The organism is Paenirhizobium cremeum (assembly GCF_047553425.1).
GTDB classification, from domain to species: Bacteria; Pseudomonadota; Alphaproteobacteria; order Rhizobiales; family Rhizobiaceae; genus Allorhizobium; species Allorhizobium cremeum.
In genome coordinates this window covers 371,802-387,278 of the sequence record NZ_CP180217.1, presented here as the reverse complement: position 1 = coordinate 387,278, position 15,477 = coordinate 371,802, and the positions used below count along the sequence as shown (strand labels likewise).

Sequence of the window (15,477 nt, the reverse complement as noted above, 5' to 3'; positions counted from 1 at the left end):
TTGATCCTGTGAGCTAACCGAAACGGACCGTGCCGAGGCTGCCCGGCGATGTCAGGGCTTTCAGCCCTGCCGCCATGTCCTTGATCTTTGCGTCCGTGTAGAGATCGTAGTAGCTCTGGTTCTTGCGGCCGATTGCGTGTTCGGCGCTGAAGCTACCGGCGAAATCGCCGACTGCGATGGTGAAGACCCAGTCACGCAGCCGCGTCTCGAATTCCTTGTCGGTCGCGGCAGAACCGTCCTTCGGCACGACGAGATTGAAGTGCACGCCGCCGTCGCCGATATGGCCGAAATCGCAGATCGTCACCTCCGGGAAGGCGGAGGGCATCTCGGCCTTTATGCGGTCGCAGAAGGCCATGATGTCGCCGCGGCGGAAGGAGAGGTCGAAAGCGATCAGCTTGCCGGAATGCTTGACGCCCTCTGACAGCGCATGGCGAAGCGCCCACATCTCATGCGCCGGGCCGACAAAGGCGTCGGCGAGCGGCGCATCGTCGCTTTCCCAGATTTCGGCGAGAACCGTTTCGAGAACGGCGTCCAGCGACTGCTCGCCCTCGCGCGGCTCCCAGGTGCGGGATATCTCGCAGAGGATCACATAGTCGGGAATGACACCGCCCTGGAACGGATTGCGCAGTGACGGCACATGATCGAGGGCGGCGGCGACCGCGTTTTTCGACATGCCTTCGAAGGCTGAGAGATAGGCGCCGAGCCGCTGCTCCATCGCCCGCAGCAACGGCATGACCTGCACGCCGCTTGCCGGCACGAGATAGGCGGTCGCGACCTGCCTTGGCAGCGCTTCGAGGTTCAGCACACATTCGGTGATGATGCCGAAAGCGCCTGATGTGCCGATAAAGACCTGTTTCCAGTCCACGCCGGTATTGTTCTTGCGCAGGTCGCAGTTGAGGTCGAGAATAGTGCCTGCCCCGTCGGCCAGCACGACCTTCACGCCGAGCGTGTTGCGCCTGACATCGCCGTATTTCAGGAAGCGGGAGCCGCCCGTATTGGTCGACAACATTCCGCCGATGCGCGGGTCGGCTCCGAGATCGATCGGGAAGAACAACCCATGCTGCTCAAGCCGCTGGTTGACGTCGGAAAGCCGGAAGCCGGCATCGAGGGTCAGCGAGCGATTGTCGAGATCGAGATCGAAGCGCTGCACCATCCGGTCGAGGCTCAGAACAGCCTGCGTGCCCGAACTATCCGGCGTCGACCCCGAGACGAGGCCGGTATTGCCGGATTGCGGGATCAGCGCGATGCCGTTTTTCACGCAATAGGCAACGACCGCAGAGACCTCTTCCGTGCTTGCCGGTCGAAGCACCAGGGCGGCGACGCCCTCGTCGTACCGCGCGCCGGTCTGGTAGGCCAGCATGGCGGCGGGATCGCTGACGACACCTTTCTCGCCAAGGATCTTCTCAAGCGCCGAAACATGCTCCCGGTCGATCATCGTCTTGCTTTTACTCCGCTGCCTGCAGGGCCGAGAGAGCGCGACGGCAATAGTCGATCGACGCCTGCTCGATGCCCGCGTAATGGTCGAACTCGTTCAGCACCTTGGCGCCGAGATCGGTTTCGAAACGCTGCTGGTTCGGGCTCGCCACGAAATCCTGGGTCGCGTCGTCACCGAGGTTGGACTGGAAGATACCCGCAGCGCTGACCGGCAGGAAGTCTTCGTAGACAATCGGGTCGAACTGCACGAGGCCATCCGCAATCAGGCTGTCGAGGGTGGCGGAGGCGTCCGCCTTGGCCTTGCGGCCCTTTTCCGTCAGCGAATAGGCAAAGTAACCGAGCCCTTCGGCGCGGATCGCTTCCCAGGTATCGGGGAACGGCACAAAGGCTTCGGCGAGCGCCTTTTCGTATTCGGCGGCATTCGAACCGTCGGCGGCCGGGCGAACAATCTTGCGGGAGGCGTTCAACAGGTCGTCGTAGAGCGCACGGCCCTTCGGGGTGAGCGCAATGCCGCGCTGTTCGATCTCGCCGAAGCGGGCGGTGTGCGAGCCTTCCTTCCACTCGCCGGCCTCGCCTTCGAACAGAACCGGCTCGTTGAGAGCCTTGAACGAGGTCTGGCGCAGCAAGATCGCGCATTTTCGGGTTGGCGGCCCCTCGACGACAGCCTTCGGCGCGATGCCGTAGTCCGGCATACGGGCCTGCACGAGATCGATATCCAGCGTGCGCGGCGTCAGGTGGTTGATGTGCGGCCCCTTGAAGGACACCACGTCGGCAATCAGGCGATGGGCGGCGTGAAGGCGGTCATACATTTCGGCACTGACGCGCGCCTTGTCGTGCCAGCGGAAGGTTTCGAGCGCTTCCGAGACGAACCGCTCTGCGTCAGTACGGTCGAGGCCGCCCTGCTTCTCCGCCTTTTCCGTCAGCTCGATGGCGCCGCGCGTGAAGATCTGCCGCGTGGCAAGCGTTGCCTCAGCCTCGACGCGAAGCTTTTCGTCGGCGATCAGGTCGAGCCGCAGGAGCGAGGTGAAGACGCGGAAGGGGTTCTTCTTGAGGCTCGCATCACCGACCGGGCGAAACGCGGTCGAATGGACAGGAACGCCTGCCGTCGACAGGTCGTAATAGCCGACCGGATACATGCCCATGACGGCAAAGACCCGGCGCATCATGGCAAGCTCCGCCGGCGTGCCGAGACGGATCGCACCGTGCCGCTCCTCGGAAATGCGGTCGAGGCTATCGGTCTCTTCCAGACGCTCCTTCAGCTTCCGATCGGCGGCGAGCGTCTCGTCATTGACCTTGGCCACCAGTTCCATCAGCGTGCCATAGGCCGGGACCTCGTTGCGGTACATGGCGGACATGGCGGCGGAAAACATCGAGCGGATGTCATCGCTCGAAACGAAAGCGGACTGGGTCATCTGGGCGGCTCCACGAAATACGGCTGGATCATTCGTAAAATGGCTTATACCCTCACGGAATTCCAAATGATGCTGACGAATGTCAATGACTTGATGCGAAAACCGAATGACTCTGAGCCGCCGCACCATCCCCGACGCCACCACGCTGCAGGCCTTCGAATGCGTTGCCCGCCATGGCAGCGTAACCCAGGCCGCCAATGAGTTGAACCTGACCCAAAGCGCGGTGAGCCGGCAGGTCAAGGATCTCGAAACACAGCTCGGGCTCCTGCTGTTCGACCGGGTGCGCCAGCGGGTGGTACTTTCCAGCGACGGCCAGCGCCTGCTGCCGCAGGTGCGCAAGATCCTGCAGCAGACCGAGGAAATGATGCTGAGAGCCATGGCGTCGGCGCAATCGGAGCATCAGCTTTCCATCGCCACACTCCCGACCTTCGGCAGCCGCTGGCTCATTCCGCGGCTCTCGGATTTCGCAAGGCGCTATCCCGGCAAGAGCCTGAACATCGAATCTCGGTCCTCCCCCTTCGACTTCGAGGAAGAGGACTTCGATATCGCCATCCACTACGGCCAGCCGGTCTGGGCGCGGGCCACCTGCCACTTCCTGTGCAGCGAGTGGATCGTTCCGGTGGCCAGCCCCGCCATGCTCGACGGGATCGGGGACGACGATCTCAAGCACCTGCGCCACCGGCCGCTGCTTCATCTCGCCACCCGGCCGAAACTCTGGGCGGAATGGTCGCTCGCCAATGACATCGAACTGGAAAGCCCCTATCGCGGCAATCGCTTCGACCAGTTCGCCATGATTATCGAGGCCGCGGCCGCCGGCCTCGGCTATGCGCTCGTGCCCCGCTACCTGATCGAGCAGGAACTCGCCGACGGACGTCTCAGGATCGTCATCGACCGCCCGATGAAGACAGACAACGCCTATTTCCTCGTATTGCCGGAGGGACGGATGAAGAAGCCGGCAAGCCTCGACTTCTGCAACTGGATGCTTGAACAGGTCAATAACATCGAAAGGGGCTCGCCGGGCGACGGCCCGACCTGAACCGGGCCAAGGCGGTCAGCGGTCGGGCGTAGCGCTCGCTTCTTCCGGTTTTGCCGCAGGCTTCCACATCGAGGGACCGGCATAGGGATCGGCAAGCGCCGCATCCGGACGGCTCACCGGATACTTGATGCTCGAAATGCTGGCCGCCATCTTGTTCGCACCGTTCTTCTTGAGAAGTGCGCGGAAGCTCGGATGCATGCCGCCGTCCACATAGGCGAAGACGGCTGACGATTTCGCCGAAGTCATGGCGATCTCGACCTTTTTGTTCTCCACTTCAAGCCTGGCCATCAGCCCCGGATCGGCAGTCGAGATTGCCGGCGGACAGGCGGCCAGCGGATCGCTCGGTTCGCCGCCTTCGAATTCCGTATTGAAGACATAGCGCCGGCCACAGGCGGAAACCTTGGGCTGCCGCCGGGTAAATTCGAAGCTGTCATAGCCTTCCTTCAGCGTGCGCCAGAACGGCATGCTGGGATCATCCCTGTGCAGCGCCATATTCTCCGCCGTCATGCGGAAGGGATAGGCCTGCACCTGGAAACGCTCCTGCCCGCCGGCCAGCGCCTTCTGTACGATGGCATAGATCTCGCCGACACCCTGGTCGGTCATCGCATAGCAGCCGGCAGAGGAACAGGCCCCATGCACCATCAGGGCATCCCCGGTATAGCCGAGCGCCGATTCAAGCCTGTTGGGATAGCCGAGGTTGAAGGACGCGTAATACTGGGAATTCGGGTTCAGCATGCCGGCGGAGACATGGTAGAAACCCTCCGGCGCCTGACGGTCGCCGCTCGTCATCTTCGGCCCGAGTTTCCCCGACCAACGGCACATCGGATAGGTCTTGAACAAGGCATACTGGCCGCTGGCATCGACCTTCCAGACTTCCAACTCGCTTTCCTGCTTGAAGATGCGTACCAGAACGGGGCTCGTCGGCGACATCTTCTTCTTCTTCATTTCGGCAATCGTCTTGCTCGAAAGCTGGGGCGCGGATTTCGACAGATCGTCGAGACCGTCCGCCATGCAGCCGGACAGCAGGACTGCGACCGTGGCGGCCACGGCCGACCTCACCGCCACCCTTTTGAGGGCCGCGACGGGGAAATGGAATGAAGCAGTCGATAACATCATCACTATCCAATGAAAGCCGTTTGCAGCATCGGACCGATCGAATACCGGACGACCGCGATACGGATGTCACTCCGGACAAGGGTCGTACAGTTGGATTAATTGCCCGTTAACCAGCGACGCCGTCCCGCCCGACATGCGTGGACAGGATCTAAAACCTGCCGCCGCAGCATGCGCAAGTGCCTGTTTCTGCAAGCATGGCCGGAGCCGATCACATATCCGTCAGATCGGCCCCGATGCGTTTCCGTCGTCAGCGGATCGGACGCAGCAGACGCAGGGCGTTCATCGTCACCAGCACGGTTGCTCCCGTATCGGCCAGGATCGCCGGCCACAAACCCGTTATACCGAGGATCGTCGTCACCAGGAAGACCGCCTTCAGACCGAGCGAAATGGCGATGTTCTGGACGATATTCTTCATCGTCCGCTTCGACAGCGCCACCATCTTCGCGACATCGCCGACACGGCCGTGCAGGATCGCCGCATCCGCGGTCTCAAGCGCGACATCGGTGCCGCCGCCCATGGCGATACCGACATTGGCCGCCGCAAGCGCCGGGGCATCGTTGATGCCGTCTCCGACCTTGCCGACCACGAAGCCTTCCTTCTGCAGCTCGCCGACGATGCGCTGTTTGTCCTCGGGCATCAGTTCGGCGCGGACGTCGATGCCGAGCTCGGCGCCGATGGCATTCGCTGTGCGCCGATTGTCGCCGGTCAGCATGATCGTCTTGACGCCGGCGTCGGCCAGCGCCTTCAGCCCCTCGACCGCATCCGCCCGCGGTTCGTCGCGCATGGCGACGAGGCCGATGAGCTCGCCGCCGTTGACAAGCGCCGAGACGGTCTTGCCTTCGTCGTTAAGGGTCGAGATCGCCTGCAACTGCTCATCCGGAATGGTCACCATTTCGGCTGCCGCCTTCGGCGAACCGAAGAAGATTTCCACGCCATCGACCGTGGCGGAAACCCCCTTGCCGCCATGGGCCCTGGCATCGGAGGCCGGAGGAATGTCGACATCATCGGCTGTCGCCCTTTCCAGCACGGCAAGCGCGAGAGGATGGCTCGACCCGATTTCGAGAGCGGCGGCCAGTCGGATCACTTCAGCGGCGGACCTGCCGATAGCCACGACGTCGGTCACCTTCGGCTTGCCCTCGGTAAGCGTGCCGGTCTTGTCCAGGGCCACGGCCGTCAGCCGGCCTAGACCTTCCAGAACCGCGCCACCCTTCATCAACAGGCCGCGACGGGCGCCGGCGGAAAGCGATGCGGCAATCGCGGCGGGCGTGGAAATCACCAGCGCACAGGGGCAGCCGATCAACAGGATGGCGAGGCCCTTGTAGATCCATTCATTCCAATCGGCACCGGCAAAAAGCGGCGGCAGGATGGCGACCAAAGCCGCGACCACCACGACACCCGGGGTATAGTAACGCGAGAAGCGGTCGATGAAACGCTCGGTCGGGGCCTTCGATTCCTGGGCTTCCTCGACCAGCCTGACCACACGGGCGATGGTGTTGTCGGCGGCCGCCGCGGTCACGCGGACCCTCAGCGCCGCATCGCCATTGACGGTGCCGGCAAAGACGCTGTCATCGACACCCTTGCGCACGGGCACGCTCTCGCCGGTCACCGGAGCTTCGTCGATCGGGCTTTCGCCCGAGAGGATAAGGCCGTCGGCGGAAATGCGGTCGCCGGGGCGAACGAGGATGACCGAGCCGACGCCGAGCGATTCGGCGGGGACTTCACGGGTCTTGCCGTTTTCCTCCAGCAACGCGGTCTTCGGCACGAGTTCGGTCAACGCATTGATGCTGGCGCGCGCCCTGCCGGCGGCAACGCCTTCCAGCAGTTCGCCGACGAGGAAGAGGAAAACGACAGCCGCCGCCTCCTCGGTCGCATTGATAATCAACGCGCCGACGGCAGCGACGGTCATCAGCATCTCGATAGAGAAAGGCGTTCCGGCAAGCGCCGCCATTACGGCGCGGCGAGCAATCGGCAGCAGACCCACCAGCATCGCCAGGATGAAGGCATAGGCCTCGACTTCAGGGAAAATCAGGCCGGCTGCATAGGCGGCAACCAACGCAAGCCCGGCGAAGATCGTCAGTCGGCCCTTGCCACTGCGCCACCACGGACCATCCGAAGGGCCGTGGTCGTGTCCGTGCAGGCCCTCAATGCCGCTCGTGGCCGGGGAAGCGTTGCCCCTGCGCTCATGATCGCCGCCGGTTTTTTCATGGTCGTGTCCCTCATGATCGTGGTCATGATGATGGCCATGATCGTGGCCGCAACTGGCATGGTCATGGTCATCGTCATGGGTGTGGGTGTGGCCATGGTCATGCGAGCAGGAAGGGCCGTGATCGTGCACGACGGTTTTTTCCTCGGTCGCAGGGATTGGCGTTGCAGGATAACCCAGCCCCTTCACCTTCCGGCCGATGGCCTCGATGTCGCTGGTCGCGTCGTGGCTGACCGTCATCGTCGCTCGCGTCACGGAGACGGAGACATCGGAGACACCCGGCATTCGGCGCACGGCCGTATCGATCTTGGAAGCGCAGGAAGCGCAATCCATGCCTTCTATCTTGAAGCGGGTCTGCTTTGCATTGCTCATCATCGTACCTCATTCCTGTGAGGCACGTTGTAGGACCTCTAGTCACTAGAGGTGCAAGAGGCGTTTGTGAGATATTTCATGGAAAAAACGGGGCAGCATGCAGCGGGCGGGCGCCGACAGAAAGCAAACCGGACAAGCGCCGGCATCGGGTCGCAGGGATATGACGATGGGGGAAAGAAATGGTACGGTTGGTGGGAATCGAACCTACGACCTCAGGTGCCACAAACCTGCGCTCTAACCAACTGAGCTACAACCGCACATCTGACGCGCGAAGCGTCGTGAGGGGTCACATACGGGTACTCGGCTTTTTTTTCAAGCCCTTTCTGCAGCAAAAGCAAAAGGGGTCGGGCATGACCCGACCCCTTGGGTTTCCGATGGGAAAATTCCGGAGCCTCAGGCGGCCTTGAAGGTGGATACGACCTTCTCGACGGCTTCCTTGCCCGGCTTGGCGACGGTTTCGGCAACCTTCTTTGCGGCTTCCTGCATGGCCTTGGCCTGCTCGACCGTGACTTCGGCCTGCTTGCGGATGAAGGAGGTCTGCAGTTCGACGAGTTCGGCGACCGACTTCACGCCCAGCAGCGCTTCCATATGGGAAAGCGACATGTCGGCATTGGTGCGGAGCGCGTCAATGGCCTTGAGGCCGAGTTCGACGGTGCCGGCCTGGGCCGACTGCACAGTGGTCTCGACGGTCTTCGACGCTTCCTCAGCGGCAGCCTTCATCTTGGCGAAGGCTTCCTTCGACTGGGTGGCGCCCTTTTCAGCGAAGTCGCGGAAGCTTTCCGAGAACTTGGAAGGGTCGAAGGCGGAGAAGGAAAAGACGTCCTTGGGAGTAGTAGCAGCCATTTGAGTGATCCTCTGTTTTGAGGCCCGTTTACGGGCTCGAATTCATTCCATAATCCTTATATAACACGTCATATTGTGCACTGCAATATGTTTGTGCGACGCAATATACAATTTCACCGCGTGCCGTTAACCGTATTGGCCGAAAGCGGTGGCGTTCGCTGGACCGAAAGGCCCTGCCTAGGTATTAAAAATCTGTTAATTTGCAGTGCATGCCGGCAATTGCTAAGACAGGTCTCACGATGCCCGCCCAGTATCCGTTCATCGACGTCGCAGTCCACGAGAGCATCCGAGCCCGCTTCGCCCGGGGGGAAGCCCTGGTGGTGTTTGCGCCAGCGCTCGACAAGGTGCTGTGGGCGAACGGCGCCGGCGCGCGCTTCTTCGGCAATGCCTCGATCTATGACTTCATCGAGGATGGTCCCGCCCGCAATGACGTGACCTTCCGGCAGCTTGAAGCCGTCGCCCGGCAGCTTTCGAAAGTCGGCGACAGCCGCCCGCTGCTGGTGCGTGTCGCCTCCGGCTTCCAGCGCGTCCCTGTTTCGGCCTCTGTCGAAATGCTGGAACTGCGCAGAGGCGAGCCGGTCGTACTGCTGGCCGTCCCGCTTGCCGGAAAGACTTCAACGGCAGCCGAGCGCGCCACCGACATGCTCGCCGGCTTCGACGATCCGGATACCCACATGGCCGTGCTCGACGGCGAGGGAGCGGTGGTCGCGGCATCCGCGCATTTCGCCGAACTCGGTGTCACGCCGCATACGGCTCGCATGCTGGTCAACCTTGTTGGCGCCGACCCCCACCACCTCGTCAAGCGGCCGACCCCGACCGGACGCGGCTATCTGCCGGCGGCGATCGGCAAGCTCTCCGACGATCCGGCGCTTCATCTGCTTTTCGTGGTCGAGACCATCCTCGGCACCATGGACCCGACCGACGATTTCGAGGACGATGAGGCCGAAGCGGAGATCGTTGCCGTAACGCAGGAAGCACCTCAGCCTCTCAGCGAGGCCGTGACGGAGGTGGTGACCGAGGCCAAGCCCGCTGCCGGCGAGATCCCGCAGTCCACCGAGATCCAGCCCTCCGCCGGTGCGTTCGCCGACGTTGTCGAGGCCCTCGGCGACATCGAGGAAATCGAGGAAAGCGCCGAGGAACTGGCGGAAGAAACCATCGACTCCTCCGAGGATTTCGAGGTGGAGGCTATGCAACCGGCAGAGGACGACAACGGCCAGCCCGTCCATGCTGAGCGGGAGGTTTATGCATCCGTCGTGGAGACTGCCCGGCCCGAGGATACCGTAACGCCCGAGGTGGATGAACCGGAGCCGGCCGCCGCGTCCGCTGCTTCCACTTCGCGCGCGCAGGCTACGGCACCCGCGGAAGCCGCAACCAACGAGCCGGTAGAAACGCCTGTGGATCGCGGCTTCATCTTCTCGCCTTCCCGGCGGGCGGTGCGTTTCGTCTGGAAGATCGACGCCGAGGGACGCTTCTGCGACGTCTCGGACGAATTTGCCCAGGCGGTCGGTCCGCGGGCAGCCGATATCAACGGCGTCGCCTTTGCCGATCTCGCCGCCCTCTTCAATCTCGACCCGGACGGCAAGATCGCCGAACTTCTGAAGAAGCGCGACACCTGGTCCGGCAAAACGATCCACTGGCCGATCCAGGGCACGACCCTGATGGTGCCGGTCGATCTGGCCGCGCTTCCGACCTATACGCGCAGCCGCGATTTCGACGGTTTCCGCGGTTTCGGCATCGTGCGCTTCGCTGACGCCGTCGAGGACCCCAACCGCACAGGGCTGACCTTCGTCGAGAGCGCCGAGAGGGATCTGCCGGAAGCCGAAGACGGCATGGAGAGCCCTGTTGTGCCTGCGACCGGAGAAACCGCCGGACAGAGCGACGACACCGTGCCGGCCGACATCGTCCCGGCCGCGAACGAAACGGCCACGCTTGCGGAAGAGCCTGAGGTCTCCGTGATCGAGGACACCCTGGCCGATGTCACCGAAGAGCCGGCATACGAGACCGCAGACCTGTTTGCGGTACCGGAAGAGCCCGCCGGCGAGACGTTGCCTCCTGAACCCGAGCAGCCGGCTCCGGTTCTTGAGACGCCCGCGCACGAACCGCCGGCGCTGCAGATTTCGGAAACGCCCAACCGGCGCCATTCGGACAAGGTGGTGCAGCTTGAGGAGCGCCGCAGCCGGGAGCGCGACGGGCTCACGGCCGGAGAACAGGCTGCCTTCGAGGAAATCGCCCGCAAGCTCGATCCGCTCGGCCTCAGGCTCCGCCGGGATGGCGCCCCTGCCGCCGCCACGGCAGAGACCGAAGCGGCGAGCACGGAAACGCCGACCGCAAAGTCCGCCGAAGCCGTTTCGTCTGTCTCCGAGCCCCTGACATCGTTGCCCGAATCCAGGGACGAACCCTCCATCGAAGTGCCGCAGCCGGCGAAGGAAGCGTCCGTCGTACGGTTGAAGCGCGACAACAGCCTGACGGGTGACATCATCGACCTGATGCCGGTCGCGCTGCTTGTCCATGTCGGCGACCGGCTCATTCACGCCAATCCGGAATTCCTGAACCTAACCGGCTATGCTTCACTCGACGAGTTGAATGCGACCGGCGGTCTCGATGCGCTGATCCAGCGACAGGATCTCGAACAGGCAGGCGACGAGGCCGGACAGGTGGTCGTGGTCCGCGCCGACGACCGGCTGGTTCCGGTGACGGCACGGCTGCAATCGGTGAAATTCGACGATGCCAGCGCGCTGATGCTGGCGCTGGTGCCGTCGGCGGCGGAAAGTGGAGGCCGGGAACCGGTTGAACCGATGGCCGCCGAGCAGCCGCAAGGCCAGCAGGCGGTGGCCGAACATCTCGCCCACCTGCAGGTCGAAGTCGACGAACTCCGCTCTATCCTCGAAACCGCGACCGACGGCGTGGTGATCCTCGGCGCGGATGGCGATATCCGCTCGATGAACCGGGCGGCAAGCGCCCTCTTCAATTATGACGAGGAGGAGACCCGCGGAAAGCCCTTCGTCATGCTCTTTGCCCATGAGAGCCAGAAGTCCATCCTCGACTATCTCGGCGGTCTCTCAGGCCATGGGGTTGCAAGCGTGCTGAATGACGGCCGCGAAGTGATCGGCCGCGAGGCGTCCGGCGGCTTCCTGCCGCTCTTCATGACCATCGGTCGTCTCACGAGTTCCAACGGCTATTGCGCTGTAATCCGCGACATCACCCAGTGGAAACGGACGGAAGAAGACCTGCGCAGCGCCAAGCGCGCCGCCGAGACAGCGAGCGCCCACAAGACCGACTTCCTGGCGCGCGTCAGCCATGAGATCCGCACGCCCCTCAACGCGATCATCGGTTTCGCCGACATGATGGCCAACGAGCATTTCGGCCCGGTCGGCCATCCGCGCTACAACGAATATGCCAACGACATCGTCCGTTCCGGCCGGCATGTGCTCGACATCGTCAACGACCTTCTCGACATCTCCAAGATCGAGGCTGGCGAGATGGATCTCGACTTCACCGCCGTCGGTCTCAACGAGACGGTTTCGGCGGCGGTGGCGATCGTCCAGCCCCAGGCCAACAGCCAGCGGGTCATCATCCGCACGGCGCTTTCGCAATCGGTGCCGAACGTTGTCGCCGACCTGCGCTCGATCAAGCAGATCGTTCTCAACATCCTGGCGAATGCCATCCGCTTCACCCCGTCCGGCGGCCAGATCATCGTATCGACGGCCTACGAGGCGAACGGCAGTGTGGTGCTGCGGATCCGCGATACCGGCATAGGCATGACCCGGTCGGAGTTGGAACAGGCCATGAAGCCTTTCCGCCAGGTTTCCGCCGGCGCGCGCAATCGCGGCGACGGCACCGGCCTCGGCCTGCCGCTCACCAAGGCCATGGTCGACGCCAACCGCGCGAACTTCTCGATATCCTCGGCGCCGAACGAGGGTACGCTGGTCGAGATCAGCTTCCCGTCGCCGCGCGTCCTCGCTGGCTGAGAACACCGCTTCCCGATGTCCAGCGACCTGGGTTTCGGGGAAGCGCCATGACGCAATTTCCGGTTTTCCGCTGAAATGGATGTGGAGCGGCGGGCTCCGCCGGGGCCGGGAGGAAGCCCGTGCCCGCCACTCCACCTTCGCCGTCATTGCGCGGCAATGAACGTGGGTTACGCCGCTATCTGATACCCACTGCCGCCGCAGACGGCTTGAACCTGTTGCAATATGTTCCGGCTTGCCGGGTCACCACGTTTCCGGATCGGCCGCCACGGAAGATCCGTAGCAATCCCGCTCAAGCGCTTGCCGCGCTTTCGCCTGTTGCTGCTGGGCGATCATGCCGCCCGCCGTGGATGCGACCTGGGAAGCGATGGCACCTCCGCGCCCACCGAAACCAACGAATCCACCGGCCATACCAAGCATGTTGCCCGCCATCGCCGAATTCATCTCTCGCTTCAGGGCAGCCTCGCAATCGGCCTCACGCCCCGTTGGGGGATTGGCGGTTTGCGCCATCTGTCTTGAAGCGGACGGCATCTCCGACGGCTTGGGCTTGGCCTGTTTGGCGGCGGGCCGATTGAGGGTCGCTGGCTCGATCGCTGCCGGATCGCCGCCGGCAGATTGCGTCTGACTGCAGCCCGCGACGCAGGCAAGCAGAAGAACGACGGCGCGCCTTCTCAAGATCGCCTCCGGATGCGCGACCGGCGCGTGCTACGAAATTCGAGGCATCGCAGCAGCATGGCAAGAATGAATGCAGGCATGTCTTTCCTCCTTGATGAGACAGGATTCTGCAGAAACTGAACCGCGGGCCTCGGACCGGAAGCGCCAAGGGAAGCACTCCCGGCCCACCCGGGTGGGGAATCAGAACAGGACCTGGAAGCGGGCAGCCCCCGAAATCTGCGCATCCAGACCTTCCGTCGCCGCGTGGCCCGACAGCGAAATCACGGCGTTTTCGGTTACCTTCAGGTCGATGTCCGCGCCTGCTCGCACCCAGGTCTCTGCGAATGAGCCGCCGCCGAAATCGAAACCGTAGAGTCCGACGACCTGACCCTGCGCCCGTGGAGCATCTCCTGTCGCATGCACGAGTTCCATCGAACCGCGAAGGGTAACCGCTGAGGTCAGTTCCGTGCGGGAGGCCAGGCCGAGGCGTATTTCATTGGTGGTAACGACCTGCTTGTCGAAGGCGCTGGGGAAAGGCCCGCCGGTTTCGGTATAGCCATCCACCGTCGTGCGGCCCCAGGTGTAGGCGAGATATGGCGAAAAGCCGATTGAAGCCAAGCTGAAGGCATCCTGCCAATCGGCACGCAGACGCAGCACACCGCTGCGCATGTCGGTGTCGCCGTCCGAATAGGCCATGGCGGCGCCGTTGGAATAGCCGCGCTTGATATCGGCGTCCCAGCCGCCGTAAAGGCCCGTCAGGGAGAATAGCACCGGCATGCCATCCGGGCGCCAGTTCATTTCACCGATGGCATACTGCCCGTTGAGTTCAGCGTCGCCGTTGTTCAAGAGATCTTGCTGTGAGCGCAGCACGCCACCGCCAAGACCGATCCGCATGGTGCCGTCGAGCAGATCGCCGCAAAGGCCGGCTTCCGCCAGCGAAACTCCGGTGTCCCGCCCGTCGTCGTAATGGGCGATGTCGCCGTTGGTCCAGCCGCAGACACCGCCTTGCTGCGTCGGGTAGTTCATAAGCGGACGGTGATGGGCGCCGTTCATCGGCACATTGGCCACCATCCGGCCGGCCCAGCCGGCATAACCCGCATCGTAGAGCGTCCTGTTGTATTCGTTGACGTTCATCACGCCGGGCGGCGGCGGCGGACCCGGTTCGCCGCCGGGGCCCGGATCGGGTTCCGGCACAGGCACACGGGCGATGAAGGGGCTTTCGCCTGTGGGGTTGTCATCGTCCCTCATCATGCCGACGATGACCGAGCCATTGTCAGAAACACCGGTTGCTTCCGACAGAATATGGCCGCCGACATCCACGCCGGCCTGCAACAGCCAGTCGCTGACGTAGATCATGCCCGTCTCGCGGGTCCAGCGGAAGGCGTGCTCCAGATAGGTTTCATCGTCATCCGACGTGCCGACGATGATGCTGCCGTCCTTGTTGACAGCCAGCGCCTCACTGGAGGTACCGCCCAGCGTGCCGAGATCCTCCATCTGCGGATTGCTCCCTGGCCCGCCCGTGCCATTCTCTGTCCAACGAAAGGCATGGACACCATAGGGGGTGGAGAGCGTGGACCATCCGACGACCACCCCGTTGTCGCTGACACCGGTTGCCCGCGAATAACTGCCGCCGAGAACGCCCAGGTCTTCGGCACTGGCCGTGCCGTCCGCAATGAGGTTTGCGAGATTCCATCGGATGGCGTGAAAGGTCGCCCCTCCCGGGCCCTCGCCCCATCCGACGGCGAACATGCCGTTGCCGCTGATATCGTCGCCCAGCGTCAGGGCATCGGGCGCCCGGCCGCCCAGCTTGAACATCTGCGGGTTGGCATCCAGCCCGGTCGTCGCACCCTCGACCCATACAAAGGCCCTGACGTCGGAGTGGATTTCCGTCGAGCTCGCCCAGCCGACGATGCGCTTGCCGTCTCTCGATACGCCGCTCGCAGACGAAATCCCGCCGGCATCGATGCCCGCGAAAGTGCCGAGCTTCTCGAACCCGCCGCCCGACGTCCACCGGAAAGCAAAATCATTGGCATCGGCATCCAGAAATGAGCCGACAACGGCGCCATTGTCCGATACGTCGTAGCCGAGCGTCTGGTGATTTTCGATGATCTGGCCGATATCCTGCAGAGTTCCTGTCGTCGCATCGTAGAGAAACGACCGGTAACCGGAATCCGCAGTATAGCCTTCGCCAACGACATATCTGCCATTGCCGCTGACAGCCACCGCGCTGTGCCAGGTGATAGCAGAGGGCAATTCGCGGATATTTTGGAAGAATCCTTCGGAATGAGCTGGCGTCGGCATCACGAGCGCCGTCGATCCCAACAACCCGGCCATCCAGATCTTCCTACTGCGTGCCAGCCGCCGTATCTTATAACTTGTCCGCTTTTGCCCCATGCTTCCGTCTCCGAACACCTGCGATAGTTACTTCAAGGTTTCGGACCT

At 63.1% G+C, this 15,477-nt stretch carries 9 protein-coding genes and 1 tRNA gene; 2 read left to right on the top strand and 8 right to left on the bottom strand.

All coding sequences use genetic code 11. The annotated features are described in order from the left end of the window. Positions 1-13 precede the first annotated feature (13 nt). On the bottom strand, positions 14-1,435 hold the full coding sequence (locus ACLBKR_RS01840) for an FAD-binding oxidoreductase (protein WP_113447984.1): 1,422 nt from the start codon (positions 1,433-1,435) through the stop codon (positions 14-16). Positions 1,436-1,445: 10 nt separating this feature from the next. Then, on the bottom strand, positions 1,446-2,846 hold the full coding sequence (locus ACLBKR_RS01835; protein WP_414900400.1) for a VOC family protein: 1,401 nt from the start codon (positions 2,844-2,846) through the stop codon (positions 1,446-1,448). A 106-nt stretch (positions 2,847-2,952) separates the two neighbouring features. Between ACLBKR_RS01835 and ACLBKR_RS01830 the strand changes: the two genes are divergently transcribed. After that, on the top strand, positions 2,953-3,882 hold the full coding sequence (locus tag ACLBKR_RS01830) for a LysR family transcriptional regulator (protein WP_112828380.1): 930 nt from the start codon (positions 2,953-2,955) through the stop codon (positions 3,880-3,882). Between the two features lie 15 nt (positions 3,883-3,897). Here ACLBKR_RS01830 and ACLBKR_RS01825 read toward each other — a convergent pair whose 3' ends face one another. The 4 genes from ACLBKR_RS01825 to ACLBKR_RS01810 form a co-directional block, all read right to left on the bottom strand. Further along, positions 3,898-4,893 (bottom strand): hypothetical protein, encoded by a 996-nt coding sequence (locus tag ACLBKR_RS01825; protein ID WP_414901701.1) that lies wholly within the window; start codon positions 4,891-4,893, stop codon positions 3,898-3,900. 352 nt (positions 4,894-5,245) lie between these two features. Continuing rightward, a complete protein-coding gene (locus tag ACLBKR_RS01820; RefSeq protein ID WP_414901699.1) occupies positions 5,246-7,573 on the bottom strand; it encodes a heavy metal translocating P-type ATPase in 2,328 nt (775 codons plus the stop codon). Between the two features lie 180 nt (positions 7,574-7,753). Then, a tRNA-His gene (locus tag ACLBKR_RS01815) sits at positions 7,754-7,830 on the bottom strand. A gap of 136 nt (positions 7,831-7,966) precedes the next feature. Then, the gene (locus ACLBKR_RS01810) at positions 7,967-8,416 is read right to left on the bottom strand and encodes a phasin (RefSeq protein WP_112828382.1); all 450 of its coding nucleotides are present in this window, start codon (positions 8,414-8,416) and stop codon (positions 7,967-7,969) included. 239 nt (positions 8,417-8,655) lie between these two features. Here ACLBKR_RS01810 and ACLBKR_RS01805 point away from each other — a divergent pair, with 239 nt between their 5' ends. Continuing rightward, the gene (locus tag ACLBKR_RS01805) at positions 8,656-12,384 is read left to right on the top strand and encodes an ATP-binding protein (protein WP_113487683.1); all 3,729 of its coding nucleotides are present in this window, start codon (positions 8,656-8,658) and stop codon (positions 12,382-12,384) included. Positions 12,385-12,624: 240 nt separating this feature from the next. Here the strand turns inward: ACLBKR_RS01805 and ACLBKR_RS01800 are convergent, their stop codons facing one another. Next, the gene (locus ACLBKR_RS01800; RefSeq protein ID WP_113339709.1) at positions 12,625-13,056 is read right to left on the bottom strand and encodes a hypothetical protein; all 432 of its coding nucleotides are present in this window, start codon (positions 13,054-13,056) and stop codon (positions 12,625-12,627) included. 180 nt (positions 13,057-13,236) lie between these two features. After that, positions 13,237-15,369: an autotransporter domain-containing protein gene (locus tag ACLBKR_RS01795; protein WP_162757797.1), complete on the bottom strand. Its 2,133-nt coding sequence runs from the start codon at positions 15,367-15,369 to the stop codon at positions 13,237-13,239. Positions 15,370-15,477 lie beyond the last annotated feature (108 nt).

What these genes read in the sequence shown, in the direction of transcription:
- ACLBKR_RS01840 (WP_113447984.1), bottom strand. Translation starts at nt 1,435, where the DNA reads ATGATCGACCGGGAGCATGTTTCGGCGCTTGAGAAGATCCTTGGCGAG.
- ACLBKR_RS01825 (WP_414901701.1), bottom strand. Translation starts at nt 4,893, where the DNA reads ATGGCGGACGGTCTCGACGATCTGTCGAAATCCGCGCCCCAGCTTTCG.
- ACLBKR_RS01820 (WP_414901699.1), bottom strand. Translation starts at nt 7,573, where the DNA reads ATGAGCAATGCAAAGCAGACCCGCTTCAAGATAGAAGGCATGGATTGC.
- ACLBKR_RS01795 (WP_162757797.1), bottom strand. Translation starts at nt 15,369, where the DNA reads ATGGCCGGGTTGTTGGGATCGACGGCGCTCGTGATGCCGACGCCAGCT.
- ACLBKR_RS01810 (WP_112828382.1), bottom strand. Translation starts at nt 8,416, where the DNA reads ATGGCTGCTACTACTCCCAAGGACGTCTTTTCCTTCTCCGCCTTCGAC.
- ACLBKR_RS01805 (WP_113487683.1), top strand. Translation starts at nt 8,656, where the DNA reads ATGCCCGCCCAGTATCCGTTCATCGACGTCGCAGTCCACGAGAGCATC.
- ACLBKR_RS01835 (WP_414900400.1), bottom strand. Translation starts at nt 2,846, where the DNA reads ATGACCCAGTCCGCTTTCGTTTCGAGCGATGACATCCGCTCGATGTTT.
- ACLBKR_RS01830 (WP_112828380.1), top strand. Translation starts at nt 2,953, where the DNA reads ATGACTCTGAGCCGCCGCACCATCCCCGACGCCACCACGCTGCAGGCC.